This window comes from Streptomyces sp. Go-475 (genome assembly GCF_003330845.1).
In the GTDB taxonomy this organism is placed as follows: domain Bacteria; phylum Actinomycetota; class Actinomycetes; order Streptomycetales; family Streptomycetaceae; genus Streptomyces.
The window spans coordinates 8,346,676-8,359,885 of the sequence record NZ_CP026121.1 but is presented as its reverse complement, the minus strand read 5'-3'; the positions used below and the strand labels follow the sequence as shown (position 1 = coordinate 8,359,885).

Annotated in this window: 11 protein-coding genes and 1 pseudogene; 7 read left to right on the top strand and 5 right to left on the bottom strand. The window is 68.8% G+C overall.

The features are described 5' to 3' along the window. Positions 1-42: 42 nt before the first annotated feature. On the top strand, positions 43-1,797 hold the full coding sequence (locus tag C1703_RS37865; protein ID WP_114257064.1) for an ABC transporter ATP-binding protein: 1,755 nt from the start codon (positions 43-45) through the stop codon (positions 1,795-1,797). A 57-nt stretch (positions 1,798-1,854) separates the two neighbouring features. Here the strand turns inward: C1703_RS37865 and C1703_RS37860 are convergent, their stop codons facing one another. Continuing rightward, a complete protein-coding gene (locus C1703_RS37860; protein WP_114257063.1) occupies positions 1,855-2,142 on the bottom strand; it encodes a hypothetical protein in 288 nt (95 codons plus the stop codon). 139 nt (positions 2,143-2,281) lie between these two features. Between C1703_RS37860 and C1703_RS37855 the strand changes: the two genes are divergently transcribed. Further along, positions 2,282-2,647: a nuclear transport factor 2 family protein gene (locus tag C1703_RS37855; protein WP_114257062.1), complete on the top strand. Its 366-nt coding sequence runs from the start codon at positions 2,282-2,284 to the stop codon at positions 2,645-2,647. Between the two features lie 80 nt (positions 2,648-2,727). Next, positions 2,728-3,066 carry an SDR family oxidoreductase gene (locus C1703_RS37850; protein ID WP_269803238.1) on the top strand — a complete coding sequence of 113 codons (339 nt, stop codon included), beginning with the start codon at positions 2,728-2,730 and terminating at the stop codon, positions 3,064-3,066. Positions 3,067-3,980: 914 nt separating this feature from the next. On the opposite strand, the gene fxsT is transcribed toward C1703_RS37850, so the two are convergent. The 3 genes from fxsT to C1703_RS37830 all read right to left on the bottom strand — a co-directional run bounded on the left by fxsT (position 3,981) and on the right by C1703_RS37830 (position 9,006). Further along, positions 3,981-6,191: an FxSxx-COOH system tetratricopeptide repeat protein gene (gene fxsT / locus C1703_RS37840; protein ID WP_114257061.1), complete on the bottom strand. Its 2,211-nt coding sequence runs from the start codon at positions 6,189-6,191 to the stop codon at positions 3,981-3,983. A 1,239-nt stretch (positions 6,192-7,430) separates the two neighbouring features. Next, a complete protein-coding gene (locus C1703_RS37835) occupies positions 7,431-8,453 on the bottom strand; it encodes a CU044_5270 family protein (protein WP_114257060.1) in 1,023 nt (340 codons plus the stop codon). Continuing rightward, positions 8,446-9,006: a sigma-70 family RNA polymerase sigma factor gene (locus tag C1703_RS37830; protein WP_114257059.1), complete on the bottom strand. Its 561-nt coding sequence runs from the start codon at positions 9,004-9,006 to the stop codon at positions 8,446-8,448. Before C1703_RS37830 ends, C1703_RS37835 begins: the two co-directional genes overlap by 8 nt. Before the next feature lie 106 nt (positions 9,007-9,112). On the opposite strand from C1703_RS37830, the gene ctaD reads away from it, so the two are divergent. The 4 genes and pseudogenes from ctaD to C1703_RS37810 all read left to right on the top strand — a co-directional run. Further along, positions 9,113-10,720 carry a cytochrome c oxidase subunit I gene (gene ctaD, locus C1703_RS37825; RefSeq protein ID WP_114257800.1) on the top strand — a complete coding sequence of 536 codons (1,608 nt, stop codon included), beginning with the start codon at positions 9,113-9,115 and terminating at the stop codon, positions 10,718-10,720. A 5-nt stretch (positions 10,721-10,725) separates the two neighbouring features. Beyond that, a complete protein-coding gene (locus C1703_RS37820) occupies positions 10,726-11,067 on the top strand; it encodes a hypothetical protein (RefSeq protein WP_343236418.1) in 342 nt (113 codons plus the stop codon). 123 nt (positions 11,068-11,190) lie between these two features. Then, positions 11,191-11,718, top strand: coding sequence for a DUF6584 family protein (locus tag C1703_RS37815; RefSeq protein ID WP_114257799.1), 528 nt, complete (start codon positions 11,191-11,193; stop codon positions 11,716-11,718). 11 nt (positions 11,719-11,729) lie between these two features. Further along, positions 11,730-12,052 (top strand): annotated as a pseudogene (locus C1703_RS37810) (IS5/IS1182 family transposase); the annotation flags it as partial. 147 nt (positions 12,053-12,199) lie between these two features. Here C1703_RS37810 and C1703_RS37805 read toward each other — a convergent pair. Then, complete coding sequence (locus C1703_RS37805) at positions 12,200-13,081, bottom strand: NAD(P)-dependent oxidoreductase (protein WP_114257057.1); 882 nt, start codon at positions 13,079-13,081, stop codon at positions 12,200-12,202. Positions 13,082-13,210 lie beyond the last annotated feature (129 nt).

The window sequence follows — 13,210 nt, the reverse complement described above, 5'->3', positions numbered from 1 at the left end:
CCGACGTAGCCTGAACGCTCCGCCCGACGCCGAAGGAGCGACGTGACCATCGCAGAGACCGAGACCGCCACACCTCCCTGGCGACAGCTCCTCGGATACGTACGGCCGCACCGCTGGTCCCTGATCGCCGGTGCCGTGCTCGCGCTGGTCACGGGGGCGACCGGGCTGCTGCTGCCGCTGGTGGCGCGGGACCTCATCGACGATCTGGCGCACGACCGGGCCATCACCGGCGCGCTGCTGGCCATGTCGGCCCTGGTCGTGACGAACGCGGCGGTGGGCGCGCTGGGTTCGTACGTGTTGCAGCGCACCGCCGAGTCGGTGGTGCTCGGCGCGCGGCGCGCCCTGTCGTCGTATCTGCTGCGGCTGCGGATCACGGCCGTGGACCGCAGCGAGCCCGGCGATCTGATGGCCCGCATCACCTCGGACACCACCCTGCTGCGCGCGGTCACCACCGACTCGCTGGTCGGGCTGGGCACGGGCGGTCTCACGCTCGTCGCGACGGTGGTGATGATGGGCCTCGTGGAGCCCGTGCTGCTGGGCGTCACGCTGGCCGTGATCGTGGGCGCGGGCGTGATCCTCGGCGTGATCGTGCCGCGGATCAACAAGGCGAGCCGGCAGGCGCAGGACGCGGTGGGTGTCATGGGCGCCTCGCTCGAGCGGATCCTCGGCGCCCTGCGCACGGTGAAGGCGTCCGGTGCCGAGCACCGGGAGGAGCGCACGCTGCACGAGGCGGCGCAGGAGTCGTGGCGGCAGAGCGTGCGGGCCGCCAAGTGGTCGGCGGCCGCGGGCAACACGGCGGGGCTGGCCATGCAGATCGCCTTCATCACGGTGCTCGCGGTGGGCGGCGCGCGTGTGGCGACCGGCGCGATCGACGTGGGCACGCTGGTCGCGTTCCTGCTGTTCGTCTTCTATCTGATGTCGCCGATACAGCAGGTCGTCGGCGCCGTCACGCAGTACCAGACGGGCGCCGCGGCCCTCACCCGCATCCAGGAGGCGCTGCGGCTGCCCGCCGAGCCGGCCGCCGCGGCCGCGCCGCTGCCCGCCGCGGGCACGCCCCCGGCGGAGCTGGCCTTCGAGGACGTGCGCTTCCGCTACGCCGAGGACCTGCCGTACGTCCACCACGGCGTGACGTTCACCGTGCCCGCGCAGGGCATGACGGCGTTCGTGGGCCCGTCCGGCGCGGGCAAGACCACCGTGTTCTCGTTGATCGAGCGGTTCTACGACCCCGACTCCGGAGTGATCCGGCTGGACGGCCGGGACCTGTCCGACTGGGAGCTGCCGCGGCTGCGCGCCGCGATCGGCTATGTGGAGCAGGACGCGCCGGTCCTGTCGGGCTCGCTGCGGGACAACCTGCTGCTGGGCAATCCGGAGGCGGACGACGACGCGCTCGCGCGGGTGCTGAAGACGACCCGTCTGGACGGCCTCGTCGCCCGGCTCCCCGCCGGTCTCGACACGCTCGTCGGGCACCGGGGCACGAAGCTGTCGGGCGGTGAGCGGCAGCGGGTCGCGATCGCCCGCGCGCTGCTGCGCCGGCCCCGGCTGCTGCTGCTCGACGAGGCCACCTCGCAGCTCGACGCGGTGAACGAGGCGGCGCTGCGCGACACCGTCGCCGACGTGGCCCGGACGACCACGGTCCTGGTGGTGGCGCACCGGCTGTCGACGGTGACGATGGCCGACCGGATCGTGGTGATGGACGCGGGCCGGGTCCGGGCCGTGGGCACGCACCGCGAGCTGGTGACGGCCGACCCGCTCTACGCGGAGCTGGCGGCGACGCAGTTCCTGGCCGCGGCGGACTGAGCGCGGGTGTGCGTGAGGGCCGCCCGGTTCGGGGCGGCCCTCAGGTACGCGGAGGCGTCAGCGGACGTTCGGGACGAAGCCGAAGACCGGGGAGACCAGGCCGACGACCTGGTTCAGCTGGTTGAGGTCGTTGAGGCGGTTGAGCCCGGCCAGCTGCGAGGAGGGCCGCGGGATCTCGTCCTTGTGCTCGGCGGGGATGTCGCTCACGGTCAGCGAGTCGAGCGTGGCCATCGGGCTGAGCGGGCTCTTCGCCTCGGCGTCGGCCGCCTGGGCCATCGGCGCGGCGAGGCCGGTGACACCCGCGGCGAGACCAACGGCGGCGACGATACGTCGTGTTGAGATCATGCCTGTCGCAACGCCGGCGGGCCCCCGGCGGACACGGGTGGACGGTGCCGCTCACCCGTCAGGCCCAGCGTCCGCTGCGCTTGCCGAGCCCGCCGGGCGGGGGGAGGCTCGGGAGAGAGGCCCTTCGAAGGAGGTCATCATGACAAACGCCGCAGACCCCGCCTTCGACAGAGAGACACTCCGCCGTGGCCTGGAAGGGGATAACCCGGACATCCTGCTCTCGCTCTACGCCGACGACGCGGAGTTCCGCATCGTGGACCACACGACGCAGCCCAGCCACCCCAAGGTCCTGCACGGGCGGGACGAGATCGGCCGGATGCTGGAGGACGTCTACAGCCGCGACATGACGCACAAGCTGGAGCGGTGCGTCATCCAGGGCGACGAGGCCGCGTACAGCGAGAGCTGCGAGTACGCGGACGGGGTGCGCGTGCTGTCCGAGTCCATGCTCTCGCTGCGGGACGGCAAGATCGCCGAGCAGACACTGGTGCAGGCCTGGGACGAGTAGGCGGCACTCGATCGGAGCGGCACGGGGCCGTGAGTGGCGCTGAGGTGGGGCACCACCGGGGAGCCGCGCCGCGGAAGCCGATGCCGTGCGCCTGGGCGAGGCGACGAGATCAACGAGCGCTCCCTGTCTGGGGGCGCTCCTGCCCGGGCGTTGACCTTGGTTACCGGCACGATGATCCGGGGGTCGCACGGGACCTCGGGCCCCGGGGCATCACGGCCAACGTCGTGGAGGCCGGACTGATGGAGGGCGGCATGGAAGGACCGGACCCCGAGACCCTCAAGGTCCTGCTCAGTTCGCTCTCCCTGCAACGCAGGGGGCACCCCGCAGAAATCGCTGCGGCCATCGCCTTTCTGGCGAGCCCCACCGCGTCGTACGTCACGGGCGCGATGCTGGACGCCCACGGTGGCTACAACGCCTGAACCGGAACCCTGCCGTTCGCCCTGAAGGCCATCCCGCCTTCGGGGCGCGCCGACGACCACGGCGAGCGTGGACGGCTCCCACGTGCGCCAAAGAGCGGTAGGCGGGACCACGCTCGGTCCCCACGATCGCGACGACGCACCAGGTAACGCGATGACCACGGTGACGCCCGGTTCCCTGAACTTCCGGGACGAGGAACGATCCCTCGACACGGGGGTCGGCCCATCGACGGGCAGGCGGTTGAACAGGTTCGACCGAACCCCAAGACCTGGCGGTGGTCCGCAATCCCGCCGCGTCGTTCGCGAGGAGGGCGGGCCCTGCGGCGTCATGGCGGTCCCCTGCTCGAGCGGCGTCGAGAGTTGGGGTGAGCGTGCCAGGCATCGCGGAGCAGGCGCGACTTTGCGCAGGCCGCTGGGCGAGCCGGACGCGGTCCCCGGAGGAATCGCGAGGGCCTTGCCGACCCGGCGGAAGCAGACCGCAGCTGCGGAACTTACTTCAGCTGTGCGCGCCGGCCAGCCCTGTGCCGAGGCCTCCGACTCCGACGTGGTGCAGTCCGGCAGAGCGATCAGAGCTGCGGTGAAAAGTCCTGCCGCGTACGGCACTCGGAGCCCCCTGATCTGCACTCCCGGCCGATTACGCCTCTTGCCATCGACGGCATTTTGCTCCCATGCTGCTGAGAAGGACGTGGAGGGCGGAGGAGATGTCTGGAGAGCATGCCTTTGTAACATCGACATACTGCGAGGGCTCTGGTGAGTGCGTTGCAGTAGCGCGAGATGCTGTTGCCGGTCATGTACTTGTGCGTGATGCCAAAGATTCTGCTGCCATGGTTGTTTTTTACGGTCAAGCATGGCGGCAGTTCCTGGATCATCTAAAGATCGAAGACCGGATGGACTGATATCCATGGAATCCGTTGACGCTACGCGGTCGCATCCGTGTTGCGCTCGACGCTGTTCATCCAGCAGGTCAGCAGGCTCTTGCCCTGTATGTAGTCCGGGTGCTTTGCACCAAGGAGTCGATGTCGCCGATCCGTAACCTGCGCGAGCAGGCTGACCGCAGAGGCATGGTCACCGATGTCCCAAATGACGCGAGCCAGATCAGATGCCACTGTCATGGTTTCAGGGTGTTGACTGCCGATAACTCTTTCGCAGTCCCTGAGCGAGCGCAGCAAATTAGCATGAGCTTCCTTGTATCGCTCAAGACCATAAAGAGCTTGGCCTAGGCGATGCGCCGTACCGAGGGTGTCCGGATGCTGCGGCCCGAGAAGCACCTGTCGACGCGAGAGCACATCCTTGCTTAATGTGTACGCCTCCTCAAATTCCCCCATCAGAATGAGAACCTTCGCCAGATTGTCCTGAACTCTCAGAAAGAATGGGTCTGCAGGGCCCATTGTGTGAACACTCTGCTGCGTGACCTCCCGGAGCAGGTCCCGCGCTGTAACATATTCGCCCAGGTTCTTGATGGCCACGGCCAGATTGTTCTTGATGGTCAGAACATCCCGGTGCCCCTCCTCGAGTGTGCGCACCCTATTTCGAAGTATACCCTCGAAGATTTCTTTCGCCCGCACGTTTTCATCGAGCATTGTAAGTGCCGCCCCGAGTCGGTTTTGCGCCACCTGCAGATCGAGATGATCTTCCGGAAGGCAGTAGCGCCAATGTGTGATAATTCGGTCGGCCAAGTCGCGGGCTCTCGCGTAGTAGCCGGCTAAATATAGGTAGCGACATTGCTTCAGTGCCTGCGTACGAAATTTTTCCGAGCCGCACGAAGATACAGCAGTAACGAGTTCTTCGAAATGGGAAGTCAGCTGGCCGAATCGGGACCAGGCGCCAGCATCCTCCGGATCACCGCAATCCGCAGCACCGAGTATCTCTTGCGCGTACTTCACCGCTGCAGACGTGGTCAGGTCGCCAGTGGGGCAGCCAGTTCCGATGTCGTCGGTACACCTTCGGAAAACTTCCGCGACCAGGGGATGCAGGACGACTCCGGGCGACCAAGCGGGCTGTTGCGTAGATCCTGGTGTGTCACGGACCTCGACCAGCCCAACATGATGCAGCGCCTCCAAGCCCTGCCGGACGCCGTCATATTGCTCGTCCTTGCAGACACCAGCCAACACTGTCTGGCTGAGCAGACGAACGGGAAGAGGCACGCCGGGAGCGAATCTGGCTAGCACTTCCAACAGTGACCGTGCCTGCGGTATGGACTGGCGTGCAAGCTGCTGCAGGGAGAGTCCCCATGTCTGGGTCACGAGTTCGCGTCGGTGCACACCCGTTGCCAGGACACCGGAGAACCGTTCATTGAATACATCTGACAATTCAGCGAAGGACTCCTCAGGCGCAAACGGGGAGGACAAGTAGTAGCCGATATGATGCAACGCTAGGGGCAGGCCGCCCACGCGAGACGATAGACGTTGTGCGTCCTCCGAAGAACCGCATCGGGGCGCGAGGTCGAGAAGTATTCGTGCTCCGGCCTCGTCGCTCAGCCACGGAAGGGGGTGCATCAACGTATGCGCTCCCCAGTGATGCGCATGGCCGTCCCGGCTGGTGATCAGAATCGTGCCGGACTGCGAGATCCTGAGCCACCCATTGCCGTCGCCCGCAAGGCGTCCGGACACCGATAACGCGGCGACATCATCAGCGTTGTCAAAAACCAGGAGCCACCCAGAGCGCATTTCCAACTGTCTCCACAGGACATCGGATGGGTCGAGTCGACCAGCCCGTGCGGCCTCCACTTCTCCTGCGCCTGCTCCTAGCCCGGCTGCCAAAGCGAGCATAGAGTCCACCAACGTCGACGCGTTGGAGGCGTAAACCCACCAAACGGATCGTCCTTGACGGCGGGCGTGCGCTGCGACGTGCAATGCCACCGTGGATTTTCCAACTCCGCCCAGCCCACACAACAGATGCACCCTCGCGCTGGGCTCGTCCAGCTCGTGCTGCAGTCGCTGCAGGAGTGCGTCACGACCGTGCACCTGGGGCGGCAGTCGCCCCAGAGGCGGGTTGAGCAGCGACGCCGCCTCGGCTTTGAGGCTGGCGTCGGTCGGCCGTTCTGGTGCTAAATGCACATGTAGATCCCGGCCTGCGACGAAGCCATCCCGGGCGGCTTTCAGGTCCTGTCGGTGTAAAGGATCATCCATGACTGCCTCCGCAGCCGCGTGTCACAGCCCCACGCCCTGCCGCGGGGTGTCACGCTCCCCGGCCTCGGTGGATCGTCAAGTCGTTGCCGGCGACGTAGGCATCGCGTGCAGCGTGTATGAACTGTTGTGCCGCCGCATTATTTCGTGCGAGGTTCGAATCGACCCACCGCACCATTTCTGTGGCGAACTGCGCGTCCTGTTGCATGCGTTGAGCGATGGCGACGGAAAGGGGCAAGGTCTCCCGGCCTCCAGTTTCAGGATTTGTCCGTTCCAACGCTGCTGTTGCCCCCTCGTCACACCGAAATGCCTGGCGGAGACGTTCGCGGAGGCGCGCAACTGCTGAGCGGGCCGCATCTTCACTGAGTCCCTGGACGGCCCCGGTAGCGGCAACGGCCGCCACGACAGTTGCGACCTCGTCAAGATCCATGACAACCCCCCGCAGATATCAAACCGGTGACACCTCTTGCGTCCTGGAGCGGTGCATCATAGTTCATACCCCAGCCTGTCTCCGCCGCAAGGGCTGTCGCTGCAGTGCTTGTGGTTTCTTCCTTCGTCCCACTGACCACTTCTGATTCATGGGACACAGCGAGCAGGCTTGCATCGAGATTTTCAGCCATCAACTTGCCTGCTGGAGATGGCAATGGTTCTCCAAATGCACAGGTTCTCCTTCTTCGGCGGTAACAGCTCACGCAATAGGGTGTGACGGACGGTTTGCGGGCGTGGTTCGAGCGTGCACGCCGAGGTCAACCCTCGTGGTCAGGTAGGCGTCGCGCTCACGCCGAAGGGCGAGCGCCCCGAGGACCCGGCCTGGCACGCGACACTCGCCGTGGCGTACGCGAGGGAGCTGGGCTATCAGGTGCGGCCGGTCGAGGCATACGTCCGGTACGAGAGCGGCCGCTACCTGAACCGTCCGCCTCGCCGGACGGGCCGCTTCGACGACTACCGGTGCCATCTGTGGGCTGGGGCCCCGGTCGGGCGGTCTGGGACCGTTGCCACGACCACGGCTTTTGCACGGGCCCTCTGCGGCAGTTGCGGCACCTTCGAGGGCAAGGCCCGGGGCCGTCGTGATCGACGCCGGGCACACGCGGGCAACGTGGGCGCCGTCGACTTCGGCTCCGCTTTGGAGCGGACCTCGCTGATCATGCCGGTGCCGGGCGGCGTCGGGGAGATCAGATCGCGACGCTGCCGGAGCAGACCGTGGACACCGCCGCCCGGCGGCTCGGTGAGCGCGGGGCGCGATCAGCGCATCCAGGCGCTGTACGACATCACGTCGCCCTTCTTGACGCCGACCTCGGGCTCGTCGGCGGTGAAGGTGGTCTCCAGGCCGAGGACGGCGCCGGTGGCCGGGTCCATGATCAGCATGCGCCGGCCGCCGGGGCCGTCGGACACGTACGCCTGACCGCGTCGCCCGAGGCGGTCGGTCACCTGGCCGGCGGGCCGCAGCCCTCCGGTGTCGGCCAGGAGGCGGGCGAGCGCCGCGGTCTCCCGGGCGCCGAGGGTCCAGTGGTCGAGCAGCACCGCGACGGCGTCCAGCAGTTGGGGCGTGGTCAGCGGGGTGTCGGAGTACTGGGCCTCCGTCAGATAGGCGCGCAGCCGGGCGGGGTCGTGCGGCGGCGGGGACTGGGGCGGGGCGTCGCTCCAGCTCGGCGGATACGTCTGGTCTACGAGGACGTGCCCGTCGTCGAGGAGGTGCGGTTCGCCGCCCGCGTCGGAGAGGACCGGGCGACCCGGGTGCCTCGGGTCGGTCGCCACGACCAGCTCGGTGTGGCTGCCGTCGGCCCGCCAGCGCACGATGCGTTCCTCGGCCAGGGTGATCGGCGGTTTGTCGTCCGACATGCCCATGCTCCAGGACTGCACGTGCGTCCCCTTGCTCAGGCGGGGCGCGCCGTCGGCCCCGGCCGCCGCGGCGGCGCGCTCGGCCAGCCGGTCCAGGGGTACGGGTGTGGACCCGGTCTGGATCACCAGCGGGCGGGGGGCGGCGACCGCGGGTGTGGTGTTCGGGCCGCTCAGCATGGGGGTGACGGTGAGGGCGGCGACGACGGCCGTGGCGACCAGGCCCCAGGCCAGCCGCAGCCGGCCGGGCCCCGGCCGCACCCGGCCCGGCCCGGGCAGCAGCCGGTCCCGGTGCCGCCCGGCGGGCCGGTCCCGGAGCAGTTGCGCGAGCAGGCGCTCGGCGTGGTGGTCCAAGGGGCCGTCGCCGAAGTGGGGGCCGTCGGGCGGCACCGGGTCGGCGCCGCGCAGCAGTTCGAGTTCGTCAGCCATGGCCGTGTTCCTTCGGGGCGGTCATGCAGGGGTGCTCGGCGATCGGGGGCTCGGGGCGCATGCGGTCGATCTCGGCTCTGAGGCGGCGCCGGGCCCGGTGCAGCCGCATGGCGGCGGCCCGTCGGCCGCAGCCGAGGGCGACGGCGACCTCGTCGACGCCGAGTTCCTCCCAGGCCGTCAGGCGCAGCACTTCCTGGTCGGCCGGGGAGAGCCGGGCGAGCGCCTCGTGCACCCAGGCGCCCGGTGTGTCGGCCTCGGGGCCCGCCGCGATGTGCCGTCCGTGCACGGTGTCGTCGTTGCCGAGCCGGTCGACGAGCCGGCGGCGGCGTCCGTGGCCGCGCACCGCGTTGGCCAGGCAGTTGCGCGCCACGCCGTACAGCCAGGGCAGCGGGGTGTCCGGCAGGTCGGCGCGGCGCCGCCAGGCGACCGTGAACACCTCCGCCACCACTTCCTCCACCTCGCCGGTCCGCCCGTCCAGTCGCCGTGCGACGTAGCGGCTGACCGCCCAGTAGTGCTCGCGGTAGGCAGCGGCGAAGATCTCGTCGTTGCTCATGTTCCGTTCGTGTCCGGCACCTTCGCGATCGTCACACCCGGTTCTGGTGATGCTCGTCGCGTCCATGAAGTGTGACGTCCGGGCCGGGCTCGGACACAGGCGGGGCATGAGGCACCTGAAGTGGCTGACGACCACGGATCACAAGACGATCGGCACGCTGTACCTGGCGACGTCGTTCGCGTTCTTCGTCATCGGTGGCGTGATGGCGCTGTTCATGCGCGCCGAGCTCGCCCGGCCTGGTCTGCAGATCATGTCGAACGAGCAGTTCAACCAGGCGTTCACGATGCACGGCACGATCATGCTGCTGATGTTCGCGACGCCGCTGTTCGCCGGCTTCGCGAACTGGATCATGCCGCTGCAGATCGGCGCGCCGGACGTGGCGTTCCCGCGGCTGAACATGTTCGCCTACTGGCTGTACCTGTTCGGCTCGCTGATCGCGGTGGGCGGCTTCCTCACGCCGCAGGGCGCGGCCGACTTCGGCTGGTTCGCCTACAGCCCGCTCTCGGACGCGGTCCGCTCCCCCGGCATCGGCGCCGACATGTGGATCATGGGTCTGGCCTTCTCCGGCTTCGGCACCATCCTCGGCTCGGTCAACTTCATCACCACGATCATCTGCATGCGCGCCCCGGGCATGACGATGTTCCGCATGCCGATCTTCACCTGGAACGTGCTGCTGACCGGTGTGCTGGTCCTGCTCGCCTTCCCGGTCCTCGCGGCCGCGCTGTTCGCCCTGGAGGCGGACCGCAAGTTCGGCGCCCACGTCTTCGACTCCGCCAACGGCGGCGCGTTGCTGTGGCAACACCTCTTCTGGTTCTTCGGCCATCCAGAGGTGTACATCATCGCCCTGCCGTTCTTCGGGATCATCTCCGAGGTCATCCCGGTCTTCTCCCGCAAGCCGATGTTCGGTTACACGGGTCTGATCGGCGCGACCATCGCGATCGCGGGTCTGTCCGTGACGGTGTGGGCGCACCACATGTACGTCACCGGCGGTGTGCTGCTGCCGTTCTTCTCCTTCATGACGTTCCTCATCGCCGTCCCGACCGGTGTGAAGTTCTTCAACTGGATCGGCACGATGTGGAAGGGCTCGCTGTCCTTCGAGACGCCGATGCTCTGGGCGACCGGCTTCCTGATCACGTTCGTGTTCGGCGGGCTGACGGGCGTGCTGCTGGCCTCGTCGCCTCTCGACTTCCACGTCTCCGACTCGTACTTCGTGGTCGCGCACTTCCACTACGTCGTCTTCGGGACGGTCGTGTTCGCGATGTTCTCCGGCTTCCACTTCTGGTGGCCGAAGTTCACCGGGAAGATGCTGGACGAGCGCCTCGGCAAGATGACGTTCTGGACGCTGTTCACCGGCTTCCACGGCACGTTCCTGGTCCAGCACTGGCTGGGTGCGCAGGGTATGCAGCGGCGGATCCCCGACTACCTGGCGGTGGAGGGTTTGACGCCGCTCAACACGGTGTCGAGCGTCTTCTCGTTCCTGCTCGGGATGTCGATGCTGCCGTTCTTCTACAACGTCTGGAAGACGGCGAAGTACGGCGAGCGGGTCTCGGCCGACGACCCGTGGGGCTACGGCCGCTCCCTGGAGTGGGCCACCTCCTGCCCGCCGCCCCGCCACAACTTCGTCGCCCTGCCCAGGATCCGCAGCGAGTCCCCGGCGTTCGACCCGCACCATGCGGAGGTCGCGGCAGCGGAGCGGGAGCTGACGCTGCGATGACCGCGATGGACGAGCCTGCGATGGATCTGCGGGCGTTCCACAGCGAGGTGGAGGGCCATCTGCTCGCCGCCGCGGCCCATGAGGAGGCCCGCGTTGCGGCCGCCCGCTTCGCGTCGGGGCTCGACTGGTTGCCGGAGGCGGAACGGGCGGAGGTGGAGCGGCGGTTCGCGGCGGAGCACCTCGCCCTCGCCCGGGCCTCCTGGCAGCGGACGGCACGGCGCGGGGAGGAACTGCGGGGCGAGTACGAGGCGGTGTACCGCGCGCTCCGGGCGCGGGTCCTGGCCGTCGTGCTGCTGGGGCTCGCACTGGTGGCGGCGGTGGACTTCGTGGTGCTGGCGTCGGGCTGAGCACGGTCCCGTACGTGAGGGTGTCCCGTCTCAGTGGGGTTCGGCCGATGCCGTCGAGAGCGGGCGAGTGCTGAGCGACAAACCAGGTCGACGTGGATCAGTGCGGTACCCGATCATGTGTTCATGCCCCTGAGCAAGACCCTCGCCCGAGTCGACGCGGACCTGGCCGCCGGCCGGGTTCCCGTCGCGCGCCAGCGTTTGCGCGGTCTCGTCTCGTCCTTCCCGTACGACCTGACGCTCCGCCGTCGTCTGGCCGAGGTGTACCGGCTCTACGGCGACGCCGCCGAGGCCGGACGCTGGATGTACCTCGAAGAGGACCGCGACGCCGACGAGACCGCCGCCTTCGAAGCGCGGTACGGGTCTCCCGGGTGGCGGATGAAGGCCCTCGCCTGGCGCGGCCCCGAGGCGATGGCTGCCACCGCCTTCGCGGAGGGGCAACTGGTCGCAGTGCGGACCGCCTGCGCCGAGGAGCTGGGGCACCCCGTCGACTGGGACGATCCGGCCTCCTACCGGGACGGCATGGAGGACAAGTACGAGGCGCCCTCCGAGCCGTGGACGATCGGCGGTGTGCTGACGGGTGTCGGCTGCCTGGTGGGGGCCCTGGCGTTCCTCGCGATCTGGGTGAACGGAGTCGTCGCCCTCTTCGACTGACCCGGGTCACTGCCGCAGCTGACCGCATCATCGGCGACCTTGGTCCCCTGCTCGCGCTCAAGCCCGGCGGGCGGTTTCGCAAGGACACCGGTGCTCATCATGGACGGAACCCTGGTTCCCACCCGCGACCACACGGTGGCCGAGCGGTCGGCGAACTGCCGCTGCTCCACCGACCATCAGGTCGTCACCGGCGCCGACGCACCCGGCGCGTCGTCGTGGGCGGCCGACCGTCGTCCGGCGACCGCAACGGCTGCGAGGCCTGGGCACTGTCCGGAGCCAGGCCGCCGTCGGCCGCACCACCGTGATCGCCGACGGCGGCTGCCGGGGCACCGGCCGGTCATCACGCACCCGCGCGGGCGCGGGCAGAGCGCGTTGCCAGCCTGGAGCACCCTCGCACCCGGCCGACGCGCGAGCAGAGCGGGCGGCAGCCCGTCACGGTCCCGTTGACTCGAAGGTCTTCACGGAACAAGTCCTGGCCCGCTCAGCCCCTCGGTGCGGGGCGCAGCACCTCGATCAGGCTGGCGTAGCTGTCCTGGCCGTGGCCCGCGGCGCTCGCCTTCTCCATCGCGGTCTTCAGCAGCTCGGGCAGGGCGTTGTCGACGCCCCGGGCCGCCGCCGCGTGGATCAGATGGTCGATGGCCGCGATCTGCACGTCGACGGTGGCGTCGTCGCCCGGGTAGCGACCGTCGTCCACCTGGGGCGCGTACCGGCTGAGGAAGCTCCCCACCGTGGTCAGCCAGCGGATCGCGACCGGGGTGAAGGCGGCGGCCGGCGTCCCCTCGGCGCCGACCAGGGCCGTTCCGTGCAGCCAGCCGGTCATGGTGGACCACATCAGGCCGAGCAGGGCGGTGTCGTAGAGGGAGGCGAGGCCGGGGTCGGTGCCCAGGTACAGGGGGTCGCCGAGGGCCGCCAGGGTGGAGCGGTGGGTGTCGAAGACCTCCTCGGAGCCGCTGTAGAGGAACATCATGGCCGGGTCGCCCACGCCGGGCGGGGTGGTCATGACGGCGCCGTCGAGGTAGTCGGCTCCGAGGGAGCCCGCCCATGCGACGGCCTCCTGGGCCTGCTCGGGAGAGCCCGAGGTGAGGTTGACCAGGGTTCTGCCCTTGAGCGCCTCCGCGACGGGGTCGACGACCGTGTGCAGCGCCGCGTAGTCCAGGACGCAGGCGATGACCAGCGGGGACGCGGCGATCGCCTCCTGGGGTGTCGCGGCCGCGCGGGCGCCGCGCTCGGCCAGGGGCCGGGCCTTGTCCGGGGACCGGTTCCAGACCGTGGTCGGGTGGCCCCGGTCCAGCAGCGCGGCGGCCAGGGCCGAGCCCATCTGGCCCAGGCCCAGGACGGTGACGGCCTGCTGTCGTGCGGTCATGCTGCAACTCCTCGCGCATACATGGGTGTTCGTACGTGTCGTGTGATCACGTACGACCACGCTCGCAGGGTGCGGGGATCCGGAACAGTGACAGCGGTGACGGCCTCCACCAAATTCCTGCCATACGCT